We start from the raw sequence: 21,901 nt of genomic DNA on the forward strand, positions 1-21,901 counted from the left end.
TTGTTAAGATCGCCCGACCTGAAACCCTTACGGAGACACCCGATGAGCGAACTCACCGCCCAATTCGACCAGGCCCAGCTCGACGTCAAGCAACTGACGGAACGACCGGGCAACCTGACCCTGCTGCGCCTGTACGCGCTGTTCAAGCAGGCGACCGACGGCGATGCCCATGGCGACAAGCCGGGCTTCACCGACATCGTCGGCAAGTACAAGTACGACGCCTGGGACGCGCTGAAAGGCACGTCGCAGGAAGCGGCGAAGCAACAATATGTCGAGCTCGTCGAATCGCTGAAGAACGGCACCGCATCCTGACCGAATCGGTCCCGCCGCAATAGGCAATCAAATCAGTGGCGCAGCGCAGCAAATTTCTTTATAATGCGGCCTGCGTCACCTCCCGCGCTCGGCTCGCAAGCCGTTCCGGCCAGACGCCTCGTAGCGTTAAGCTCCAATCCGGTTTAGAACCTGTCCCCTCCTGCTTCGACCCTCGCGGTCGTCACTTATCAGGCTGGCGGCCCCGCTCCTGAAGCGCGCCGCACCCAAAACAGCTTCTAATGCCTCATCCGCCGACTGTTCGGCGGATTGCACCCGTTTCCCGATTTGCTCGCTGAATCCGACGACTTGGGTATGCGCGATTGGCGCCGACGTTTCACCCACTGTGTTTCAAGGATTGTTATGACTTCGAGCATCAACTCCAGCCCGCTCAACGCGATCGCCGACCAGGCGCTCGGTCTCGACGACGCCGCCGTACCGGCCGCGGTCGAACCGGCGTCGGACGAGCCGAGCTTCGCGTCGCTCGGGTTGTCGCCGGAGATCGTCTCCGCGCTGGAGGCCGCCGGCTATGTGAAGCCGACGCCGGTCCAACAGCGCGCGATTCCGGCCGGCATCGCCGGCCGTGACCTGCTGGTGTCGAGCCCGACCGGTTCGGGCAAGACGGCTGCATTCATGCTGCCCGCGATCGAACGTTTCGCGCAGCTCCAGAAAACGCTGGCGCAGCAACCGCGCGCGCCGCGTGAGCCGAGCCAGGGTGACCGCCGTGTGCGCCGCCCGCAACCCGTCGCGCGCCCGAGCCTGCTCGTGCTGACGCCGACCCGTGAACTCGCGATGCAGGTCACCACGGCCGCATCGAACTACGGCAAGCACCTGAAGCGCCTGCGCACGGTCAGCATCCTCGGCGGCGTCGCCTACGGCCAGCAGCTGATGCTGCTCGCGAAGAACCCCGAAATCCTGGTCGCCACGCCGGGCCGTCTGCTCGATCACCTCGAGCGCGGCCGTATCGACCTGTCCGAACTGAAGATGCTGGTGCTCGACGAAGCCGACCGCATGCTCGACATGGGCTTCATCGACGATATCGAAACGATCGTCGCCGCCACGCCCGCGTCGCGCCAGACGATGCTGTTCTCGGCCACGCTCGACGGCAAGATCGGTTCGCTGACGAGCCGCCTGCTGAAGGACCCGGAGCGCATCGAGATCCAGCAACGCCTCGAATCGCGCGCGAACATCGCGCAGACGGTGCACTACGTCGACGACCGCGATCACAAGGATCGCCTGCTCGATCACCTGCTGCGCGACGACGCGCTCGACCAGGCGATCATCTTCACGGCGACCAAGATCGACGCCGACCAGCTCGCCGGCCGTCTCGCCGACGCTGGTTTCGAGTCGGCCGCGCTGCACGGCGACCTGCCGCAGGGCGCGCGTAACCGCACGATCCGTGCGCTGCGCGAGCGCCGCGTGCGCGTGCTGGTCGCGACCGACGTCGCGGCACGCGGCATCGACATCCCGGGCATCACACACGTGTTCAACTACGACCTGCCGAAGTTCGCTGAAGACTACGTGCACCGTATCGGCCGTACGGGCCGCGCGGGCCGTTCGGGCACCGCGGTGAGCCTCGTGCACCACGCCGAGCAAGGCGCGCTCAAGCGCATCGAGCGCTTCGTGCGTGCACCGCTGCCGGTCAACGTGATCGAAGGTTTCGAGCCGCGCAAGGCACCTCCGCGTAACGGCGGCACCGGTGGCCGCGGCCGTCCGGGCGGCGGTAACGGCGGTGGTCGACGTTTCGGCGGCAAGCCGGGCGGCGGCAATGGCGGTAGCGGCCGCAGCTACGGCGGCGGCAATGGCGGCGGCTGGAGCGGCAAGCCGGGTGGCAGCCGTGACGGCGGCCCGCGTCGCGACGGCCAGCGCAGTGGCGGCCCGCGTCGCAGCAACTCTGCGTCGTAAGCACGCACGGGCGGCCCTTGGCCGCCCCACGGATGGCCGTCCCACGGATGGCCGCCCCGCCAATCCAGCCGACCGGCGCATATGCGCCGGTTTTTTTTCGCCCCGTCACGCATTTCACGATGCGGAAAATTTTTTTGCGTCGTAAAAAATCATGTTGCGTGGCACAACATGAGTGATTGCGGGATGGAAAAATGCGTTTCTTATCCCGAAATTGCAAATACAAGCAATTGATTTAAAACAACTAAAAATTTACGCACTTCCTGAGAAAGCCCCTGTCTCGCTCCTGTCGATTTGCCTAGACTCTTATACAAGACTTCACGAACCGGAATGCACCGCTCCGAGCTTCGCGAACAGCATCACCGCCGTCAGATTCGACCCATTAGGCAACACACAGCATCAAGGAGCTCATCATGTCGCGTCAGCAACAGGCACAGGAACTGCAAACGCAATGGGAAACCGATCCGCGCTGGAAGGGCATCAAGCGCAGCTACACGGCTGAGGACGTGGTCCGCCTGCGCGGCTCGATCCCGATCGAGCACACGCTGGCCAAGCGCGGCGCGGAAAAGCTGTGGAGCCTCATCAACGGCGAGCCGTTCGTCAACGCACTCGGCGCGCTGACCGGCAACCAGGCGATGCAGCAGGTGAAGGCCGGCCTGAAGGCCATCTACCTGTCCGGCTGGCAAGTGGCCGGCGACGCGAACGTCGCGGGCGAAATGTACCCGGACCAGTCGCTGTACCCGGCCAACTCGGTGCCGCTCGTCGTGAAACGCATCAACAACACGCTGACGCGCGCCGACCAGATCCAGTGGTCGGAAGGCAAGAACCCGGGCGACGAAGGTTATGTCGACTTCTTCGCGCCGATCGTGGCCGATGCGGAAGCCGGTTTCGGCGGCGTGCTGAACGCGTTCGAACTGATGAAGGCGATGATCGAGGCAGGCGCATCGGGCGTCCACTTCGAAGACCAGCTCGCTTCGGTGAAGAAGTGCGGCCACATGGGCGGCAAGGTGCTCGTGCCGACGCGCGAAGCGGTCGCGAAGCTGTCGGCGGCACGTCTCGCGGCCGACGTGATGGGCACGCCGACCGTGCTGGTTGCCCGCACCGACGCCGAAGCGGCCGACCTGATCACGTCCGACGTCGACGACAACGACAAGCCGTTCCTGACGGGCGAGCGCACGGTGGAAGGTTTCTTCCGCACGAAGCCGGGCCTCGAGCAGGCGATCTCGCGCGGTCTCGCGTACGCGCCGCATGCCGATCTGGTCTGGTGCGAAACGGGCAAGCCGGATCTCGAGTACGCGAAGAAGTTCGCGGAAGCGATCCACAAGCAGTTCCCGGGCAAGATGCTGTCGTACAACTGCTCGCCGTCGTTCAACTGGAAGAAGAACCTCGACGACGCGACGATCGCGAAGTTCCAGAAGGAACTCGGCGCGATGGGCTACAAGTTCCAGTTCATCACGCTGGCCGGCTTCCATGCGCTGAACTACTCGATGTTCAACCTCGCGCACGGTTATGCCCGCACGCAGATGAGCGCGTTCGTCGAACTGCAGCAGGCCGAGTTCGCGGCAGCCGACAAGGGCTTCACGGCCGTCAAGCACCAGCGCGAAGTCGGCACCGGCTACTTCGACGCGGTGACGCAGACGGTCGAGCGCGAAGCATCGACGACCGCGCTGCACGGCTCGACCGAAGACGAGCAGTTCTTCGACGGCAAGAAGGTCGCGTAACACGCGTCACGCGTCGCATCGATGCCCGCCCTGTCTCGCGACGGCGCGGCATCGGCAACAGGACAACAATCAGGGAGGAGACGGCAGGCGCGCGATTCCGATCGCGCGACCGGCCGCGCGGCCCGCGGGCCGCCAGCAACGACGCGCGCCGGCTCTGTCCGGCGCGCCCTTTTTCCATGGCGCGACACGCGCGGCCACGGCCGGCACCGCCCTACCGATAGACGATCACCGGAATTTTCGTATGGGTCAGCACACGCTGCGTCTCGCTGCCGATCAGCAGGCTGCCGAGCCCGCGGCGTCCGTGGGACGCCATGAAGATCACGTCGCAGCCGCCGCGTTCGGCCGCCTCGATGATGCCGAGATACGGCGACGGATGCACGCTCGTCCATGTGTCGCAGGCGACGCCGGCCGCCTTCGCGGCCGCTTCGACCTCGTCGAGGTGCGCGCGCGCCTCGCGCTCGCTGCGCGCCCGGAAATCGGCAGGCGGCTCGATGATCACTTCGGAAAACGGCGAGTACGGATATTGCGGCAGGCACGCGTAGGCCGTCACGCGAGCGCTGACCACGCGCGCCAGGTCGATCGCGCCGTCGATCGCCTTCTGCGACAGGTCGGAACCGTCGGTTGGAACGAGGATGTGCCGGAACATCGCGCCCTCCTTCGTCAGTCGCACGCCGCGCGCCGCGAGCCCATCCGAGCCGGCCGCGACGCATCTGGCATGCCTGTAACGATTGTAGTGTGCGAAACCGCGCATCCGGCGCCCGAAGCGGGTTCGCCCTCATATCGGAAACGCGCGGGCACGCGCGGCCTACTCGCCCCAATAACCGGGCCGTTCGTACGTGTGCTTCAAGTAATCGAGAAACAGGCGCACGCGCAGCGGCAGGTGCCGGCGCTGCGGAAACACCGCGTGGATGCCGATCGGCGGCGCGGCGTACGCGTCGAGCACGCTGACGAGCCGGCCGGCCGCGATGTCGTCGCCGACTTCCCACCACGAACGCCACGCCAGGCCGTGACCGGCGAGGCACCACTCGTGCAGCACCGCGCCGTCCGAGCATTCCATCGTGCCGTTCACGCGGATCGACACGACCTTGTCGTCCTCCTGGAACGCCCAGCCGCGTTGCTGGTTCGCGTTCGCCGCGAGCGCGAGGCAGTTGTGCCGCGCCAGTTCCGCGAGCGTGGCCGGCGTGCCGCGCCGCGCCAGATACGCGGGCGACGCGACGCACACGCGGCGGTTCTCGCCGAGCTTCAGCGACACGAGCGACGAGTCGGGCAGCTCGCCGAGCCGCACCGCGCAATCGAACCCTTCGTTGACGAGATCGACCATCCGGTCGGACAGGTCGAGCGTGACCGACACGTCCGGATGCTCGACGCTGAATTCCGGCACGAGCGGCGCGACGTGCCGCCGGCCGAAACCTGCCGGCGCGGAAATGCGCAGGTGGCCGCTCGCCTTGACGCCGCCGGCGGACACGCTCGCCTCGGCGTTCTGCATGTCGTTGATGATCCGCTGGCAATCCTCGAGGAACGCCGAACCCTCGAACGTCAGCGTGAGCTTGCGCGTCGTGCGCACCAGCAGCTTGACGCCGAGCCGCTCCTCGAGCGCATCGAGGCGGCGGCCGATGATCGCCGGCGCGACACCTTCCGCGTGCGCGGCCGCCGACAGGCTGCCTTTCGCCGCGACCGCGGCGAACGTTTCTATCTGTTTGAACCGGTCCATGACTCGCAAGGACGGCGCTGCCGCCCTTCAAATGGCTTAAGCGCTCAAGATTAGGTATATGAAAGTAAAAGATCAAGTGATGATTTGCGTCTTTTTTAGCACCTACGATCACGAATAGAATCGGTCCGACCTCTGAAACTGGAGCGCAAGGCTATGTCGGCCACAACGACACTCTCCTCTCCCGACGCAATCCTCTTCGACGCATTCGGCACGTTGTTCGACGTGCGCGCGGTCGTGCCCGCGGCAGAACAGATGTTTCCCGGTCACGGGGAACGGTTGTCGCAGCTGTGGCGACGCAAGCAAATCGAATACTCGCAGCTGCGCACGCTCGCCGATCCGGCCGGCGCCCGCTATCGCCCGTTCCGGGACATCACGCTCGACGCGCTGCGGTTCGCCGCGCGCCGGCTCGGGCTCGCGCTGAACAGCGCGGCCGAGAAGCGGCTGATGGACGAATACGCCTGCCTGTCCACCTATCCCGACACGGTGCCCGCGCTGCGCAAGCTGCGCGCGCTCGAACCGCGCCCGCCGCTCGCGATCCTGTCGAACGGCACCCCGCAGATGCTCGACATCGCGATCAAGAGCGCCGGCATGTCCGGATTGTTCGATCGCGTGCTGTCGGCCGACACCGTGCGCGCGTACAAGCCGAGTCCGGCCGCCTACGCGCTCGGTACCGCCGCGTTCGGGCCGAACCCGCGCAACATCGTGTTCGTGTCGTCGAACGCCTGGGACGTCGCCGGTGCCGCGTGGTTCGGCTACACGACGTTCTGGCTCAACCGCACAGGCGCGCCCGCCGAGGAACTCGGCGTGCCGCCCGACGGTACGGGCACCGGCATGGCCGACCTGCTCGCATTCCTCGCCACCCCGGCTCCGTCCGGCAGACCCGCAAACCGCACGCGCCCCGGCCCGGGTGCATGACGTTCGCCATGCTGCCGCCTTCCCCCTTCACCGAAACCGCAACTGACCGACCAAGGAGATGAGACTCATGAGCACCCCGATCACGCTGCCGCAAGGCATGGCGATCACCGGCGAAATCAAGCCGGGTTACGAAGCGATCCTGACGCCCGACGCACTCGAACTCGTCGCAGCGCTGCACCGCACGTTCGAACCGCGCCGCCAGGCGCTGCTGCAGGCGCGTGTCGAGCGCACCAAACGCCTCGACGCGGGCGAGCGCCCCGACTTCCTGGCGGACACCCAGGCGATCCGCGAAGGCGACTGGAAGGTCGCGCCGCTGCCGGCCGACCTGCAATGCCGCCGAGTCGAGATCACGGGCCCCGTCGAGCGCAAGATGATCATCAACGCGCTGAACTCGGGCGCCGATTCGTACATGACGGACTTCGAGGATTCGAACGCGCCGAGCTGGACGAACCAGATCGACGGCCAGATCAACCTGAAGGACGCGGTGCGCCGCACGATTTCGCTCGAGCAGAATGGCAAGTCGTACCAGCTGAACGACAAGGTCGCGACGCTGATCGTGCGTCCGCGCGGCTGGCACCTCGACGAGAAGCACGTGACGGTCGACGGCCAGCGCGTGTCCGGCGGCATCCTCGATTTCGCATTGTTCCTGTTCCACAACGCGAAGGAGCTGATCGCTCGCGGCTCGGGCCCGTACTTCTACCTGCCGAAGATGGAAAGCCATCTCGAGGCGCGCCTGTGGAACGACATCTTCGTCGCCGCGCAGGAAGCGGTCGGCGTGCCGCGCGGCACGATCCGCGCGACGGTGCTGATCGAGACGATCCTCGCCGCGTTCGAGATGGACGAAATCCTGTATGAACTGCGCGAGCACAGCTCGGGCCTGAACGCCGGCCGCTGGGACTACATCTTCTCGGCGATCAAGAAGTTCAAGAATGACCGCGATTTCTGCCTCGCCGAGCGTTCGAAGATCACGATGACGGTGCCGTTCATGCGCGCATACGCGCTGCTGCTGCTGAAGACCTGCCACAAGCGCAACGCGCCGGCGATCGGCGGGATGAGCGCGCTGATCCCGATCAAGAACGATCCGGAAGCGAACGACAAGGCGATGGGCGGAGTGCGCTCGGACAAGCAGCGCGACGCGACCGACGGTTACGACGGCGGCTGGGTTGCGCACCCGGGCCTCGTGCCGATCGCGATGGAAGAGTTCGTCAAGGTGCTCGGCGACAAGCCGAACCAGATCGCGAAGCAACGCGACGACGTGCAGGTCGAGGGCAAGAACCTGCTCGACTTCCAGCCTGAAGCGCCGATCACCGAGGCCGGCCTGCGCAACAACATCAACGTCGGTATCCACTATCTCGGCGCATGGCTCGACGGCAACGGCTGCGTGCCGATCCACAACCTGATGGAAGACGCGGCCACGGCCGAGATTTCCCGTTCGCAGGTGTGGCAGTGGATCCGCTCGCCGAAGGGCGTGCTCGACGACGGCCGCAAGGTTACGGCCGAACTCGTGCGCGAATACGCAAAGGCCGAACTCGACAACGTGAAGCGTTCGGTCGGCGGCAACACGCAGCCGTACGAGCAGGCCGCGGCGATCTTCGAACAGATGTCGACGTCGGAAGGCTTCACCGAATTCCTGACGCTGCCGCTGTACGAGGAAATCTGACGAAGCTGCCCGCTGCGATCGGCGACCGGCCACGCGCCGCCGCCGGTCGCACGCGATGACGGCATGAAAAAAGCGCCCCGCGGGGCGCTTTTTCTTTGCGGTGCGAGCGTCTGCCGCGCGGTCGATCAGGCGGCTTCCCGCTCGCGCCGGTGCTGTACCCAGTCGCCCGACGCAATGCGCGGACGCCCGGCGACCGCGTGCGCGGCGATCGGATAATACAGGCAGGCGTACTGCCGGCCGCCGAGCTCGACGGTCACGTGTTCCGGCTTGAACAGCGAGTCGACACCCGGATAGACGCGCTCAATCTCGTCGAGCACGGGGACGAGCTGCTCGTCGACCTCGTAGACGTCGCCCCAGACCAGCGACTTGCCGGCCGGCCCGGCGATCATCCCCGGATACGTGCCGAAATCGTACAGTTCGCCCGGCAGCGCGACCGCGCCGAGCAGCGTCGGCGCGGCAATCCCGTGCCTGGCGGCCGCATGACCGATGTCGTTGGCCTCTCCGGTTCTCAAGGTGCCGTAGACGAATACGTAGCGCATCGTGGTTCTCCTCTTCGATTCGTATGTTGCCGTGTTCGCGCGCGATTCGTGCGAAATCGCCCAAGCATGGATAGACCATCGCATCGGCCCGATGGTTCGAACCCGCACGTGCGCACGGCCACGGCCGCCGCCGCGGATTCGCCAGGCTCCATACAAAGTTCATTTGAACACGGCATGATCGGCCGAAAAACCGCCGCATGCGCGCGCGCGGCACCTTCTAAAATAACGGCATCGCCGCCGCGCTGCCCGAACCGTCCATGAATCCGCCCGTCCCAGCCGACGTATCGAAACCATACGACGTCATCGACATCCCGCCCGAATTCGCGCCGACCGCCGTCCATCCGATGCGCGTGCGCGCCCGGCAGGTCGATGCCGGCCGCCGCATCCCGCTGCACACGCATGCGTGGGCGCAGCTCGCGTACGCGTCGCGCGGCGTGCTGCGCGTCGCGACGACCGGCACGACCTGGATGGTGCCGCCGTCCCGCGCGATCTGGGTGCCGCCGCACGTCACGCACGAGGTCGTGATCGTCGAAGAGGCGTATCTGCGCACGCTGTATATCGACGAGTCGATCGTACCGGGCGGGCTCGACGCGTGCCGGGTCGTCGAAGTGACGGGATTGCTGCGCGAATTGATCGTCGCGCTCGACGCACGCAACCTGAGCGCCGCGCGCGAACGCCTGCTGTGCGGGCTCGTGCTCGACGAGCTGAGTCACGCCGAACCGTTGCCGCTCGCGGTGCCGATGCCCGACGAGAAGCGGCTGCGCATGCTGTGCGAATCCGTACTCGCGCACCCGGCGCATGCGGAGTCGCTCGAACACTGGGCGAGCGAGGTCGGCGCAAGCACGCGCACGATTTCGCGGCTCTTCAAGCAGGAACTGGGCGTGAGCTTTTCGCAGTGGCGCCAGCAGGCATTGCTTGCGCGCGCGATCCCGCTGCTGAACCAGGGCCGCCCGCTTTCGCATATCGCGCGCGAACTCGGCTACCAGAGCCAGAGCGCGTTCTCGGCAATGTTCCGCCGCGCATTCGGCGAAAGCCCGCGCGCGTTCATGCTGCGCGGCTACGAGCACCGCGGCGCGGAAGGCAGCATCGCGGACGACGACACACCGGACGACGATGCGATTGACGCGATCGGCTGACCGTCGCGTTCCGGACGCGTCAGCCGTTCAGACCGGCCGCACCATGTGGCGAATCGATCCGAGTTGCGCAAGCCGCGACCCGGCGACCTGATACCCCATGCGCAAGTAGAGACGCGCGGCGGGATTGTCGACGAACACGCGCAACTGGAGTTCCTGCAGCCCGCGCGCACGCGCCCAGCGGTGCGACATGTCGAGCATGTAGGTGCCGGCGCCCTGCCCGCGATGGCCGGCCGCGATCTGCACGTCGCGGATATGCAGCGAGTCGCCCTCTTCGGTCACCCGCAGCACGCCGATGCGCTCGCCGTCGGCCTCGAGGATGAAGTTCTCGGATTCGCGCCAGCTCGCATAGAACAGGTCGCTGCGCCACACGAGCCCATGGCGCTTGTAGTAGCCGCCCATGTTGCCGTGCGTCAGCGCTTCGGCGAACGGGAAATCGCCGGGCTCCGCAGGTCGGAGCTGATACAGGAGTCGCAGGTCAGTCGGATCGAGCATCGCGCAGGGATCAGGAACGCATCCCGCCACGATATAGCGCAGTCGCGTGCGGATGCAATCGTGAATTTCTCGGAGCGGCTCGGTGCCTGATACCCGGAAGCCGCGCAGGCGGCTTCCTCCACTCCGCAGTCACGCGCCCGCCAGCGGGCGCAACAGGAGACGCAAATGAAAAAGCCCGCACAAGGCGGGCTTCTTCATTTTCTGGCGGAGCGGACGGGACTCGCCTACATCCTGCAGGCCGCGGATGCGCGTGCACGCGCATCCCTTCGAGTCCCGCCGGAAGCCGCGCAGGCGGCTTCCTCCGCTCCGCAGTCACGCGCCCGCCAGCGGGCGCAACAGGTGACGCAAATGAAAAAGCCCGCACAAGGCGGGCTTCTTCATTTTTTTGGCGGAGCGGACGGGACTCGAACCCGCGACCCCCGGCGTGACAGGCCGGTATTCTAACCGACTGAACTACCGCTCCAGTCTTGCTACTTGCCTGGCAGGCGTCGGTTACTTCCTGCCGGCGCATCGTTTGTTCGAACGACGCCGAAATCTGGCGTCCCCTAGGGGATTCGAACCCCTGTACTCACCGTGAAAGGGTGATGTCCTAGGCCTCTAGACGAAGGGGACAACGTACTGCTTACATCTTTAATGAAAAAGCCCGTTCAAAAACGTTTTTTGAACGGGCTTCGTTCTGGCGGAGCGGACGGGGCTCGAACCCGCGACCCCCGGCGTGACAGGCCGGTATTCTAACCAACTGAACTACCGCTCCAGCTTTCTGCACCACCGCCTGCAGGACATCGTCACGTTCCTGCACGCGTTGCGACACTTCTACGAAACGCCGCTGAATCTGGCGTCCCCTAGGGGATTCGAACCCCTGTACTCACCGTGAAAGGGTGATGTCCTAGGCCTCTAGACGAAGGGGACAGCGTACTGCTTACATCTTTAATACAAAAGCCCGCTCAAAAACGTCTTGAACGGGCTTCGTTCTGGCGGAGCGGACGGGACTCGAACCCGCGACCCCCGGCGTGACAGGCCGGTATTCTAACCGACTGAACTACCGCTCCAACTTCCTTACCCAACCCGCAGGACGTCGGTTACGTTCCTGCAAGCCTCGCGACACTTCCATGAAACGCCGCTGAATCTGGCGTCCCCTAGGGGATTCGAACCCCTGTACTCACCGTGAAAGGGTGATGTCCTAGGCCTCTAGACGAAGGGGACATAATCTTTTCAGATCTGTCTGACTTTCGCTATTCACTTCTCATCAACAGCGAAGGCCGAAATTCTAACTGCTTTAGATCGTTCTGTGAAGCATTTATTACTACCGCTGCTGCTTCGCAAATCAATCCAATTTGTTCTGTTGGTGGAGGTAAGCGGGATCGAACCGCTGACCTCTTGCATGCCATGCAAGCGCTCTCCCAGCTGAGCTATACCCCCTTGCAGAACAGAAATGAGATTATATGGACCGTTTTTGAACTTGTAAATACCCTTTTTGCGATTCGAGCGAAATTTTTGCGAAGCTGCCGCACTGTCACGTACGGACAGCTTCATTCGCATACGAACCTCAGGCCAGCGCAGCCTCGATGCGCGACACCACGACGTCGCGACCGAACAGCACGAGCACCGCGTCGATCGACGGCGTATGCGTCGTGCCCGCCACCAGCAGGCGCACCGGCATCGCGAGCTGCGGCATCTTCAGCTTGTGCGTGCCGAGGGTCGCCTTCAGCGCAGCGGACACGGCCTCCTTCGTCCAGTCGGCCGCCTTCAGCGCGACGACGAGATCGGCCAGTGCCGGTCGCACCGCATCGGTCACGTGCTGTGCAAGCGCGTCGGCTTCCGGTGCCGGCACACGGTAGAACATCGCGGCGCCTTCGGCGATCTCCTTGACCGTCGTCGCGCGGTCCTTCATCAGGCCGACCACCGCGTCGAGCGCGGGGCCCGTCGCGAGCGCCGCGTCGTCGATGCCGAGCGCGTCGAGGAACGGCTTCGCCAGCGCCGCAAGGCGTGCGTTGTCGGCTTCCTTGATGTAGTGGGCGTTCAGCCAGCTCAGCTTGCTGTGGTCGTACTGCGCGGGCGACTTGCCGAGATGCTCGAGGTCGAACCATTCGACGAACTGTTCGCGCGAGAAGATCTCGGCGTCGCCGTGCGACCAGCCGAGGCGCGCGAGATAGTTGACGACGGCTTCCGGCAGGAAACCCGCGTCGCGATACGCCATCACGCTCATCGCGCCATGCCGCTTGCTCATCTTCTCGCCCTGCTCGTTCAGCACGGTCGGCAGGTGCGCGTAGACGGGCGCCTCACCACCGAGCGCATTCAGGATGTTGATCTGGCGCGGCGTGTTGTTCACGTGGTCGTCGCCACGGATCACGTGCGTGATGCCCATGTCCATGTCGTCCACCACCACGCAGAAGTTGTAGATCGGCGTGCCGTCCGGGCGCGCGATCACGAGGTCGTCGAGCTCTTCGTTCGAGATCTCGACACGCCCCTTCACGGCGTCCTCCCACACGACCGTACCCGTCAGCGGATTGCGGAAGCGCAGCACGGGCTTCACGCCAGCCGGCGGCTCCGGCAACACCTTGCCGGGCTCCGGACGCCACGTGCCGTCGTAGCGCGGCTTCAGGCCCGCCTCGCGCTGGCGTTCGCGCAGCGCGTCGAGTTCCTCGGCCGACATGTAGCACGGGTACGCGAGACCCTTCTCGAGCATCTGCGCGAGCACCTCGCGATAGCGGTCCATCCGCTGCATCTGGTAGATCGGGCCTTCATCGAAATCCAGGCCGAGCCATTGCATCCCCTCGAGGATCGCGTCGACCGCCTCCTGCGACGAGCGCTCGACGTCGGTATCCTCGATGCGCAGCACGAACGTGCCCTTCATCTTGCGGGCGAACGCCCACGGATAAAGCGCGGAGCGGATGTTGCCGAGGTGGATGAAGCCGGTGGGACTCGGCGCGAAGCGGGTACGGACAGGACGGGTCATAAACGGTAACTCGAACGCCTGGGGCGCATGAATGATTCGACGCGGGATCGACGGCGGCAGCCCGGACAGCAACGGGGCCGGCGACACCCGGAACGGAAAAGAAGCCGGAATTATACTCGCGCCGGACATCGCGCCAAGCGCACCGCTTGCTTTATGATGTGCGCGCCGCGGCCGCCAGCCGGCGCGGCGCCGGCCGCACGGAACCCGTCGCGCGGCTGCGCTGAACCTATCGCCGCCGCGGGCCGTGTAACCCGCCGCCAAGCTGCCGGAGAACCATTCGATGTCGTCCCCTCGCCTGTCGCGCCGCCACTTCACGATCGCGTGCGCGTCCGCCAGCCTCGCCGCCTGTACGTCGTTCGGCGACAAGTCACGCCCTGACAACGCATCCAACCCCGCACAGCCGCACGAGAAGCCCGTGAAGATCGGCATCGCGCTCGGCGGCGGCGCCGCGCGCGGCTTCTCGCACATCGGCGTGCTGAAGGCGCTCGAGGCGCGCGGCATCCCGGTCGAAATCGTCGCGGGCACGAGCGCGGGCTCGGTGGTCGGCGCACTCTATGCGTCGGGCATGAGCGCGTTGCAGATCAACAAGATCGCACTCGACATGGACCAGGCGTCGATCAGCGACTGGGCGCTGCCGTTCCGGTCGCGCGGCCTGCTGCAAGGCGTCGCGCTGCAGAACTTCCTGAACAAGACGCTCAACAACCGACCGATCGAGAAGATGGCGAAGCCGCTCGGCATCGTCGCGACGGATCTGCAGAGCGGTCAGCCGATCCTGTTCCAGCAGGGCAACACGGGGCTCGCGGTGCGTGCGTCGTGCAGCGTGCCGTCGGTGTTCGAACCGGTCAAGATCGGCAACCGCGAATACGTGGACGGCGGCCTCGTGAGCCCCGTGCCCGCATCGTACGCGCGCAAGATGGGCGCAAGCTTCGTGATCGCGGTCGACATCTCGGCCCGGCCGGACGGCGCGGCGACCAACAACCCGATCGAGATGCTGCTGCAGACCTTCACGATCATGGGCCAGACGATCAAGACCTACGAGCTCGACAAATACGCGGACGTCGTGATCCGCCCGAATCTCGCGGCCATGGGCGGCAGCGACTTCAACCAGCGCAACGCGGCGATCCTCGCGGGCGAGGAAGCGGTCGCGCGCATCATGCCGGAACTGCAGCGCAAGCTCGCGGCAGCGCGCGGCGTGGCGGCCGCGTAAGCACGCGATGCGCGGGACGGCGCGCGCCGCCGTCCCGTGACCGCCGGAACGGCGTCCGTCGCCTCGCCTGCACCAGCCCCAAAAACAAAAAACCCTGCCGCCGTTCGGTGACAGGGTTTTTTTATCCGGTCCGACTGACCGGCGAACGTCAGTTGCTGCCGTTCGCCGAATCGTCGCCGATCGTCGCGCGCACGCGCTGACGCAGATCCTCGGCCTTCATCGGGAACTCCGATTCGATCCGGCGCGCGCCGGTGAAACGCTTTTCCCAGTAGCCGCTATCGAGATCGTCGACGCGGACGGTGCTGCCCGTCGACGGCGAATGCACGAACTTGTTGTCGCCGATGTAGATGCCGACGTGCGAGAACGTGCGGCGCATCGTGTTGAAGAACACGAGATCGCCCGGCTTGAGGTTGCTCATGCTCACCTTCTCGCCGACGCGGCTCATTTCTTCCGCACGGCGCGGCAGCGACATGCCGAGCGTGTCCTGGAACACGTAGCGCACGAAGCCGCTGCAGTCGAGGCCCGAATCCGGCGAATTGCCGCCCCAGCGATAGCGCACGCCGATCATGTTCAGCGCGCCGACGACCACGTCGCCCGCCTTGCCCGCCATGCCGGCAAGGAACGACTTCGCGCCGCCGCTCGACGGCTGCGCGCTGGTCTGCTGGAGGGAAGAAGTCGACCCGATTTGAGTCGAATTCGTGACATTCTGGTTAAAACTGCTGACTTCGTCGGCGAACGCGCCGGGAGCTGCTGCGAACAGGGCGCCGATGAACAGCCCGGCGATGGTGCGCGCGCATGCCTGGGTCAGGGATCGATGCTGCATTGGTCGATGGAATTTGCTTAAAAATCAGCTGATTGGCGGAAAATTTCGGTCGATACTAGCCAGCGCGTAATCGTTTGTCAAAACAAATTAAAAAATACAATCGAGATGGTCAGACCATTGGACGCTTATCACGCTTTCCAGACCGCTTTCAACAGCTTTTGTGTGTAAGGATGTGACGGTCTCGTGAAGATGTCGGTCACGTCGCCCGACTCGACGACGGCGCCGTCCTGCATCACCGCGACGCGGTGCGCCATCGCGCCGATCACCTCCAGATCGTGGCTGATGAATACATAGCCGAGGTTGTATTTCCGTTGCAAATTCGCGAGCAGTTTCAGCACCTGCTGCTGGATCGACACGTCGAGCGCGGAAGTCGGCTCGTCGAGGATCAGGATGCGCGGCTCCAGCACCAGCGCGCGCGCGATCGCGATCCGCTGGCGCTGCCCGCCCGAGAATTCGTGCGGATAACGGTGCAGCACCGTGCGATCGAGGCCGACTTCGCGCAGTACCGCGAGCGATTTCGCGCGGCGCGCATCGGGCGGCATGTCCGGGTGATGCAGTTCGAGCCCCTCGCCGACGATCCGCTCGATCGTGTGACGCGGCGAAAGCGAACTGAATGGATCCTGAAAGACGACCTGCATGTTCGAGCGCAGCGCGGTCTGCTCGCGGCCGCGATAGGTCGACAGCGCGCGCCCCTGGAACTCGATCTCGCCGCCCGCCGTCTTCTGCAGCCCGAGCAGCGCCATCGCGAGCGTCGATTTCCCGGACCCCGATTCGCCGACGATGCCGAGCGTCTCGCCCTGCCGCACCGACACCGACACGTCCGCGACGGCCGTCACGGGCACCGTGCCGAACCAGCCCGCGAAACCCGGCCGCTTGCGCGCGAACTGCACGCTCACGTGGCGCGCGTCGAGCACGACAGGCGCGATCGGCATCACGGGCGCGACCGCGCGTTGCGGACGGCTGTTCAGCAGCCGCTGCGTATACGGATGCTCGGGTTCCGCGAAGATCCGCTCGACGGGCCCGCTCTCGACGAGCCGGCCGCGCTCCATCACCGCGACGCGCTCGGCGAAGTGCCGCACGAGGTTCAGGTCGTGCGTGATCAGCAGGATCGCCATCCCGCGCTTTTCCGCTTCGTCGCGCTGCAGTTCCAGCAGCAGGTCGACGATCTGCGCGCGGATCGTCACGTCGAGCGCGGTGGTCGGCTCGTCGGCAAGCAGGAGGCGCGGCCGGCACGCGAGCGCCATCGCGATCATCGCGCGCTGCCGCTGGCCGCCCGACAACTGGTGCGGATAGCTGTCGACGCGCCTCTCGGGCTCCGCGATGCCGGTGCGCGCGAGCAACGCAATCGCGCGCTTGCGTGCCTCGACGGCCGATACGCCGTCGTGCAGCACGATCGTCTCGCCGATCTGCACGCCGATCGTATACAGCGGGTTGAGCGCCGTCATCGGCTCCTGGAAGATCATCGCGATGTCCGAGCCGCGCAGCCCGCGCATCTCGCGTTCGCTCCTGGCCGAAAGGTCCTGCCCCGCAAAGCGGATCGTGCCGCTCACGTCGGCGTCGCGCAGCAAGCGCAGGATCGACAGCGCGGTCACGCTCTTGCCGGAACCCGACTCGCCGACGAGCGCGACGCGTTCGCCGCGGCCGATCGCGAGCGTCACGTCGTCCACCGCGACCGTGTCGCCGAAGCGCACCTGCAGATGCTCGAGCGACAGCAGCGGCTCGTGTTGCGTCGATACGACCGGTTCGCTCATCGCTGGCCTCCCGCCGCGCGCACCGAATCGGCGATCCGCGTGTCGAGCGCGTTGCGCAGCGCGTCGCCCATGAAGGTCAGCAGCAGCAGCGTCGCGACCAGCACGCCGAACGTCGACAGCGAAATCCACCATGCGTCGAGGTTGCCCTTGCCCTGCGCGAGCAGCTCGCCGAGGCTCGGTGTCGGCGGCGGGACGCCGAGCCCGAGGAAATCGAGGCTCGTGAGCGCGAGGATCGAGCCGCTCATCCGGAACGGCAGGAACGTGATCACCGGCGTCAGGCTGTTCGGCAGCACGTGGCGCCAGATGATCTGCCAGTTCGTGAGCCCCATCGCGCGTGCGGCGCGCACGTAGTCCTGCGTGCGGTTGCGCAGGAATTCCGCGCGCACGTAGTCGGCCAGCCCGATCCAGCCGAACAGCGACAGCAGCACGATCAGCAGCAGGAAACTCGGCTCGAAGATCGACGCGAAGATGATCAGCAGATACAACTCGGGCAGCGAGCTCCAGATCTCGATCAGCCGCTGCCCGACGATGTCGATGCGCCCGCCGAAAAAGCCCTGCACGGCGCCCGCGGCGATGCCGAGCAGCGTGCCGATCACGGTCAGGATCAGCCCGAATTCGACCGACACGCGGAATCCGTACACGAGCCGCGCGAGCAGGTCGCGCCCCTGCGCGTCGGTGCCGAGCCAGTTCGCGCGCGACGGCGGCGCCGGGTTCGGCACGGTCGAGAAGTAGTTCAGCGTGTCGTAGTAGTAGCGGTTCGGCGGGTAGACGACAAAATTGCCGGGCGCCTCGAGCCGCTTGCGCACATATGGATCGAGATAGTCGGCCGGCGTCGGGAAGTCGCCGCCGAAGGCCGTCTCCGGATACGCATGGAACATCGGGAAATAGTATTGGCCGTCGTAGCGCACGACGAGCGGCTTGTCGTTCGACCACAGCGGCGCGGCGAGGCTCGCGGCAAATGCGACGAAGAAGATCACGAAGCTCCAGTAGCCGAGGCGCTGCTGCCTGAAGCGCTGCCACACGCGGCGTGCGGGAGACGGCGACACGCGTGCGCGCGCCGCGTCGATGCGGGACGACACGATGGTCCGGTTCATCGCGACCCTCGCCCGGTGACGCCGGGCATGCGGACGGTCTGTTTCATGTCAGCGCTCCAGGTTTTCGAATTGAATGCGCGGATCGACCCATACATAACAAAGGTCGGAGATCAGCTTGGTTGCGAGCCCGATCAACGTGAACAGGTACAGCGTGCCGAGCACGACCGGATAGTCGCGCCGCACGACCGACTCGTACGACAGCAGCCCGAGGCCGTCGAGCGAGAACAGCGTCTCGATCAGCAGGCTGCCGGTGAAGAACGCGCCGATGAACGCGCCCGGGAAGCCGACGATCAGCGGCAGCATCGCATTGCGGAACACGTGCTTCCACAGCACGCTGCGCTCGGAGAGCCCCTTCGCGCGCGCGGTCAGCACGTATTGCCGGCGGATCTGGTCGAGGAACGCATTCTTCGTGAGCATCGTGATGACCGCGAAGCTGCCGACGACCGATGCCGTGATCGGCAGCGCGATGTGCCACAGGTAATCGAGCACCTTGCCGACGAGCGACAGCTGCGCGAAGTTGTCCGACGTGAGGCCGCGCAGCGGAAAAAGCTGCCAGAACGAACCGCCGCCGAACAGCACGAGCAGCAGCACACCGAGCACGAAACCCGGAATCGCATAACCGACGAGCACGACGAGGCTCGTCGCGACGTCGAACGGCGAACCGTTGCGCACGGCCTTCGCGATGCCGAGCGGCACCGAGATCAGGTACGTGAGGAAAAACGTCCACAGCCCGATGCTGATCGACACGGGCAGCTTCTGCACGATCAGCGACCACACGCTCTGGTGGCGAAAGTAGCTGTCGCCGAGATCGAAGCGCGCGAAACGCTTCAGCATCAGCCAATAGCGTTCGAGCGGCGGTTTGTCGAAACCGTACAGCGCCTTGAGCTGCGCGAGCTGCTGCGCGTCGACGCCGGTGTGTGCGCGCATCCCGAACGGCACCGCGCCCTGCTCCGTCGCGCCCTTGCGCAATTCCTGCACGGCCTGCTCGACCGGGCCGCCCGGCACGAACTGGATCACCGCGAACGTGAGGGTCAGCACGCCGATGAGCGTCGGGATCATCAGCAGCAGGCGTTTGAGGATGTAGCTCCACATAGGGCGTCGACTCGTGATCGGTAGGCGGGATTAATCGAAGGGCCGGCGCGGGTCAGTGATCGGGCTTCGCCCACCAGGTCGACACGACCCAGCCCTCGGCCGAATAGTACAGCGGCAGCGTCTGCGGATAGGCGAGCGTGCGCCGGTACGCGATCCGGTGTGTCGTGCTGTACCACTGCGGGACCGCGTAGTAGCCGTGCATCAGCACGCGGTCGAGCGCGTGCGTCGCATCGAGCAGGTCGTCGCGCGACTGTGCGGTGCCGAGCGCGTGCAGCAGCGCGTCGACCGCCGGCGACTTCAGCCCGATGAAGTTGTCGGAGCCCGGCTCGTCGGCGAACTTGCTCGCGTAACGCGAGTATTGCTCGGCGCCCGGCACCTGCACGCCCGGCAAGCGGATCGTCGTCATGTCGTAGTCGAACGCATCGAGCCGCTTTTGCAGCAGCGCGTAATCGGCCGTGCGAAAACGTGCGTCGATGCCGAGCTTCGTCAGATTGCGCTGGTACGCGGTCACGACGCCTTCCATCGCACCGCCTGCATCGTCGAGGATCTCGAACGTGAACGGCTCGCCCTTCGCGTTGCGCAGCGCACCGTCGCGATAGGTCCAGCCGGCCTGCGCAAGCAGCTCGCGCGCCTTCAGCAGGTTCGCGCGCAGCGAGCCCGGCGGGTTCGTCGCAGGCTGCGTGACCATCGGGCCGAACACGGCCGGGTCGAGCTGCGCGCGCAGCGGCTCCAGCAGTTTCAGTTCGCCGGCGCTCGGCGTGCCGGTCGCCTGCAAGTCGGTGTCGGCGAAATAGCTGTCGAGACGCGTGTACGCGCTATAGAACAGTTGCCGGTTCAGCCATTCGAAGTCGAATGCGAGGTCGAGTGCCTGACGCACCCGCACATCGCGGAACAGCGGCCGGCGCAGGTTCATGAAGAAACCCTGCATGCCCGCGCCGTTGTGCTGGCGGAATTCGCGCTTGACGAGCTCGCCGCTGTCGAAGCGCTTGCCGACGTCGCGCCGCGTCCAGTTGCGCGCGATGTACTCGACGAGCACATCGTATTCGCCGGCCTTGAACGCCTCGAGCCTCGCGACGCCGTCGCTGTACAGCTTGTAGACGATCCGTTCGAAGTTATTGGTGCCGATCCGCACCGGCAGGTCGGCGCCCCAATAGGCGGGGTTGCGCCGGTAGGTGATCGTGCGGCCGTTGTCGTAGCGCTCGATCAGGTACGGGCCGCTGCCGATCGGCTGTTCGAACGCGAACTGGTCGAACGGGATGCGCGAGCCGTCCGCGCGCAGCCCCCACTTGCGGGAGAACACCGGCACGCCGCCGGCGATCAGCGGCAGCTCGCGATTCGCGCTGCGGAACTCGAAACGCACGGTGGCCGGATCGACGACCACCGCCTTCGCGATCTCCGCGAAATATGCGCCGAACTGCGGCGCCGCCAGTTTGCTCTTCAGTGTATCGAACGAAAACTTGACGTCGTCGGCCGTGACGCGATCGCCGTTCGAGAAGCGCGCGCGCGGATTCAGGTGGAACGTGACCGATCGGCGGTCGGGCGCGATGTCGATGTCGTCGGCAAGCAAGCCATACGCGGACGCCGGTTCGTCCGAGCTGCCGGTCGCGAGGCTCTCGAACAGCATGTCGATGCCCGGCGCGGGGTTGCCGCGCATCGTGAACGGATTGAACTTGTCGAACGACGTCAGCCGGTTCGGGTTCGCGAGCACGAGCGTGCCGCCCTTCGGCGCATCGGGGTTGACGTAGTCGAAATGCTTGAAGCCCGGCGGATACTTCGGCTCGCCGTACTGCGCAATGGCGTAGGCCGCGTGCGCGGCCGTCGCGGCCAGCGCCGCCTGCATCGCGAACACCGCGGCAACGCGGCCGGCGGCCCGTGCGGCACGCAGCGCGCCGAATCGGACGCGCGCGGCGGCGGCCCGGGGCGAACCCTTCGTCATAGAGGCCCTGTCGATCGAATGAGGGATGTAACGTGGGACGATTCTACCCATTCAATCGTTCGGGCCAAAAGAAAACCGCCACGCGGGCGGTTTCTTCACGAACGAACGTCGCGCACGCGTCACGCGTGCGCGACGTGCCGATCAGTGCCAGCCGTTGTGGCGGCCGTTATCCCAGTGACCGCGATCGCGATCGCCGCCCCAGCCGCGGCCATGGCGGCGATACCACTCGTCGCGGCCCCAGTAGCGACGGCCGTCCCAGTAGCGGTCTCCATGCCAGCCGATCACGATGGCCGGACCCGGCGCATACACGGGGGCCGGTGCGTACATGGGCGCCGGCTGATAGACGACCGGCGGCGGCGGCGCATACACGGGCGCGGGCGCGACGTAGACCGGTGCCGGCACGCCGATGTTGATCCCGACATTGACTCCCGCCATTGCTGCGCCCGACACGAGCAAGGCCGTCACACCGGTCAAGAGCGAGGCAACACGCAAGGTCTTCATGGATTCCTCTTCTGGTTGTGTCATGTGTGATTCGACTATAACGGCAAGCGCCGTCTCCGCATATTTCAAGTTTGTAAGAACTGATGCGCCGCATCGCAACGGGAAGCCTGCGCTAACGTCTTGTAACAATCGACGCCTGCCCGGCCCCGCCCGCCC

Annotated in this window: 18 protein-coding genes and 7 tRNA genes; 7 read left to right on the forward strand and 18 right to left on the reverse strand. The window is 65.7% G+C overall.

Translation table 11 applies throughout. The annotated features are described in order from the left end of the window. Positions 1–42 precede the first annotated feature (42 nt). From H3H55_RS11255 to aceA, 3 genes are all read left to right on the forward strand, one after another. Positions 43–312, forward strand: coding sequence for an acyl-CoA-binding protein (locus H3H55_RS11255; protein WP_193098645.1), 270 nt, complete (start codon positions 43–45; stop codon positions 310–312). Positions 313–672: 360 nt separating this feature from the next. Next, positions 673–2,214: a DEAD/DEAH box helicase gene (locus H3H55_RS11260; RefSeq protein ID WP_193098646.1), complete on the forward strand. Its 1,542-nt coding sequence runs from the start codon at positions 673–675 to the stop codon at positions 2,212–2,214. A gap of 410 nt (positions 2,215–2,624) precedes the next feature. Next, complete coding sequence (gene aceA, locus H3H55_RS11265; RefSeq protein WP_193098647.1) at positions 2,625–3,932, forward strand: isocitrate lyase; 1,308 nt, start codon at positions 2,625–2,627, stop codon at positions 3,930–3,932. Positions 3,933–4,143: 211 nt separating this feature from the next. Here the strand turns inward: aceA and H3H55_RS11270 are convergent, their stop codons facing one another. Beyond that, a complete protein-coding gene (locus tag H3H55_RS11270) occupies positions 4,144–4,578 on the reverse strand; it encodes a universal stress protein (RefSeq protein ID WP_193099481.1) in 435 nt (144 codons plus the stop codon). A 159-nt stretch (positions 4,579–4,737) separates the two neighbouring features. Beyond that, positions 4,738–5,643, reverse strand: coding sequence for a LysR family transcriptional regulator (locus H3H55_RS11275; protein ID WP_193098648.1), 906 nt, complete (start codon positions 5,641–5,643; stop codon positions 4,738–4,740). A gap of 153 nt (positions 5,644–5,796) precedes the next feature. On the opposite strand from H3H55_RS11275, the gene H3H55_RS11280 reads away from it, so the two are divergent. Both H3H55_RS11280 and aceB read left to right on the forward strand, forming a co-directional pair. Further along, entirely contained in the window at positions 5,797–6,558 is a 762-nt protein-coding gene (locus tag H3H55_RS11280) for a haloacid dehalogenase type II (protein ID WP_129512454.1), read from the forward strand. Between the two features lie 67 nt (positions 6,559–6,625). Then, positions 6,626–8,218, forward strand: coding sequence for a malate synthase A (gene aceB, locus H3H55_RS11285; protein WP_193098649.1), 1,593 nt, complete (start codon positions 6,626–6,628; stop codon positions 8,216–8,218). Between the two features lie 125 nt (positions 8,219–8,343). Here aceB and H3H55_RS11290 read toward each other — a convergent pair whose 3' ends face one another. Then, positions 8,344–8,757 carry a gamma-glutamylcyclotransferase gene (locus H3H55_RS11290; RefSeq protein WP_193098650.1) on the reverse strand — a complete coding sequence of 138 codons (414 nt, stop codon included), beginning with the start codon at positions 8,755–8,757 and terminating at the stop codon, positions 8,344–8,346. Between the two features lie 257 nt (positions 8,758–9,014). Here H3H55_RS11290 and H3H55_RS11295 point away from each other — a divergent pair, with 257 nt between their 5' ends. Next, positions 9,015–9,893: an AraC family transcriptional regulator gene (locus H3H55_RS11295; protein WP_193098651.1), complete on the forward strand. Its 879-nt coding sequence runs from the start codon at positions 9,015–9,017 to the stop codon at positions 9,891–9,893. 27 nt (positions 9,894–9,920) lie between these two features. Here H3H55_RS11295 and H3H55_RS11300 read toward each other — a convergent pair whose 3' ends face one another. The 9 genes from H3H55_RS11300 to gltX form a co-directional block, all read right to left on the reverse strand. Next, positions 9,921–10,385 (reverse strand): GNAT family N-acetyltransferase, encoded by a 465-nt coding sequence (locus H3H55_RS11300; RefSeq protein WP_048248684.1) that lies wholly within the window; start codon positions 10,383–10,385, stop codon positions 9,921–9,923. 386 nt (positions 10,386–10,771) lie between these two features. Continuing rightward, positions 10,772–10,848 (reverse strand) — tRNA-Asp (locus H3H55_RS11305). 73 nt (positions 10,849–10,921) lie between these two features. Beyond that, positions 10,922–10,997: transfer RNA gene (locus H3H55_RS11310), tRNA-Glu, on the reverse strand. 65 nt (positions 10,998–11,062) lie between these two features. After that, positions 11,063–11,139, reverse strand: a tRNA-Asp gene (locus tag H3H55_RS11315). A gap of 79 nt (positions 11,140–11,218) precedes the next feature. Then, positions 11,219–11,294 (reverse strand) — tRNA-Glu (locus tag H3H55_RS11320). Positions 11,295–11,357: 63 nt separating this feature from the next. Further along, positions 11,358–11,434 (reverse strand) — tRNA-Asp (locus H3H55_RS11325). A gap of 78 nt (positions 11,435–11,512) precedes the next feature. Continuing rightward, a tRNA-Glu gene (locus H3H55_RS11330) sits at positions 11,513–11,588 on the reverse strand. 140 nt (positions 11,589–11,728) lie between these two features. Beyond that, positions 11,729–11,804, reverse strand: a tRNA-Ala gene (locus H3H55_RS11335). A gap of 127 nt (positions 11,805–11,931) precedes the next feature. Continuing rightward, a complete protein-coding gene (gene gltX, locus H3H55_RS11340; protein ID WP_193098652.1) occupies positions 11,932–13,341 on the reverse strand; it encodes a glutamate--tRNA ligase in 1,410 nt (469 codons plus the stop codon). 280 nt (positions 13,342–13,621) lie between these two features. Between gltX and H3H55_RS11345 the strand changes: the two genes are divergently transcribed. Next, positions 13,622–14,548, forward strand: a complete 927-nt coding sequence (locus tag H3H55_RS11345) for a patatin-like phospholipase family protein (protein WP_193098653.1) — start codon at positions 13,622–13,624, stop codon at positions 14,546–14,548. Between the two features lie 148 nt (positions 14,549–14,696). Here H3H55_RS11345 and H3H55_RS11350 read toward each other — a convergent pair whose 3' ends face one another. The 6 genes from H3H55_RS11350 to H3H55_RS11375 form a co-directional block, all read right to left on the reverse strand. Further along, positions 14,697–15,371, reverse strand: coding sequence for a C40 family peptidase (locus tag H3H55_RS11350; RefSeq protein WP_048248689.1), 675 nt, complete (start codon positions 15,369–15,371; stop codon positions 14,697–14,699). 128 nt (positions 15,372–15,499) lie between these two features. After that, positions 15,500–17,122, reverse strand: coding sequence for an ABC transporter ATP-binding protein (locus tag H3H55_RS11355; RefSeq protein WP_193098654.1), 1,623 nt, complete (start codon positions 17,120–17,122; stop codon positions 15,500–15,502). Beyond that, a complete protein-coding gene (locus H3H55_RS11360) occupies positions 17,119–18,216 on the reverse strand; it encodes an ABC transporter permease (RefSeq protein ID WP_129512460.1) in 1,098 nt (365 codons plus the stop codon). The genes H3H55_RS11355 and H3H55_RS11360 overlap by 4 nt, the downstream gene beginning before the upstream one ends. Before the next feature lie 48 nt (positions 18,217–18,264). After that, positions 18,265–19,308, reverse strand: coding sequence for a microcin C ABC transporter permease YejB (locus tag H3H55_RS11365; protein ID WP_193098655.1), 1,044 nt, complete (start codon positions 19,306–19,308; stop codon positions 18,265–18,267). A 52-nt stretch (positions 19,309–19,360) separates the two neighbouring features. Further along, a complete protein-coding gene (locus H3H55_RS11370; protein WP_193098656.1) occupies positions 19,361–21,244 on the reverse strand; it encodes an extracellular solute-binding protein in 1,884 nt (627 codons plus the stop codon). Positions 21,245–21,385: 141 nt separating this feature from the next. Then, positions 21,386–21,745, reverse strand: a complete 360-nt coding sequence (locus H3H55_RS11375) for a hypothetical protein (protein WP_193098657.1) — start codon at positions 21,743–21,745, stop codon at positions 21,386–21,388. Positions 21,746–21,901: the final 156 nt, after the last annotated feature.

The organism is Burkholderia sp. Z1, from assembly GCF_014893795.1.
Taxonomy (GTDB): domain Bacteria; phylum Pseudomonadota; class Gammaproteobacteria; order Burkholderiales; family Burkholderiaceae; genus Burkholderia; species Burkholderia theae.

What these genes read in the sequence shown, in the direction of transcription:
- H3H55_RS11255 (WP_193098645.1), top strand. Translation starts at nt 43, where the DNA reads ATGAGCGAACTCACCGCCCAATTCGACCAGGCCCAGCTCGACGTCAAG.
- H3H55_RS11260 (WP_193098646.1), top strand. Translation starts at nt 673, where the DNA reads ATGACTTCGAGCATCAACTCCAGCCCGCTCAACGCGATCGCCGACCAG.
- aceA (WP_193098647.1), top strand. Translation starts at nt 2,625, where the DNA reads ATGTCGCGTCAGCAACAGGCACAGGAACTGCAAACGCAATGGGAAACC.
- H3H55_RS11270 (WP_193099481.1), bottom strand. Translation starts at nt 4,578, where the DNA reads ATGTTCCGGCACATCCTCGTTCCAACCGACGGTTCCGACCTGTCGCAG.
- H3H55_RS11275 (WP_193098648.1), bottom strand. Translation starts at nt 5,643, where the DNA reads ATGGACCGGTTCAAACAGATAGAAACGTTCGCCGCGGTCGCGGCGAAA.
- H3H55_RS11280 (WP_129512454.1), top strand. Translation starts at nt 5,797, where the DNA reads ATGTCGGCCACAACGACACTCTCCTCTCCCGACGCAATCCTCTTCGAC.
- aceB (WP_193098649.1), top strand. Translation starts at nt 6,626, where the DNA reads ATGAGCACCCCGATCACGCTGCCGCAAGGCATGGCGATCACCGGCGAA.
- H3H55_RS11290 (WP_193098650.1), bottom strand. Translation starts at nt 8,757, where the DNA reads ATGCGCTACGTATTCGTCTACGGCACCTTGAGAACCGGAGAGGCCAAC.
- H3H55_RS11295 (WP_193098651.1), top strand. Translation starts at nt 9,015, where the DNA reads ATGAATCCGCCCGTCCCAGCCGACGTATCGAAACCATACGACGTCATC.
- H3H55_RS11300 (WP_048248684.1), bottom strand. Translation starts at nt 10,385, where the DNA reads ATGCTCGATCCGACTGACCTGCGACTCCTGTATCAGCTCCGACCTGCG.
- gltX (WP_193098652.1), bottom strand. Translation starts at nt 13,341, where the DNA reads ATGACCCGTCCTGTCCGTACCCGCTTCGCGCCGAGTCCCACCGGCTTC.
- H3H55_RS11345 (WP_193098653.1), top strand. Translation starts at nt 13,622, where the DNA reads ATGTCGTCCCCTCGCCTGTCGCGCCGCCACTTCACGATCGCGTGCGCG.
- H3H55_RS11350 (WP_048248689.1), bottom strand. Translation starts at nt 15,371, where the DNA reads ATGCAGCATCGATCCCTGACCCAGGCATGCGCGCGCACCATCGCCGGG.
- H3H55_RS11355 (WP_193098654.1), bottom strand. Translation starts at nt 17,122, where the DNA reads ATGAGCGAACCGGTCGTATCGACGCAACACGAGCCGCTGCTGTCGCTC.
- H3H55_RS11360 (WP_129512460.1), bottom strand. Translation starts at nt 18,216, where the DNA reads ATGAACCGGACCATCGTGTCGTCCCGCATCGACGCGGCGCGCGCACGC.
- H3H55_RS11365 (WP_193098655.1), bottom strand. Translation starts at nt 19,308, where the DNA reads ATGTGGAGCTACATCCTCAAACGCCTGCTGCTGATGATCCCGACGCTC.
- H3H55_RS11370 (WP_193098656.1), bottom strand. Translation starts at nt 21,244, where the DNA reads ATGACGAAGGGTTCGCCCCGGGCCGCCGCCGCGCGCGTCCGATTCGGC.
- H3H55_RS11375 (WP_193098657.1), bottom strand. Translation starts at nt 21,745, where the DNA reads ATGAAGACCTTGCGTGTTGCCTCGCTCTTGACCGGTGTGACGGCCTTG.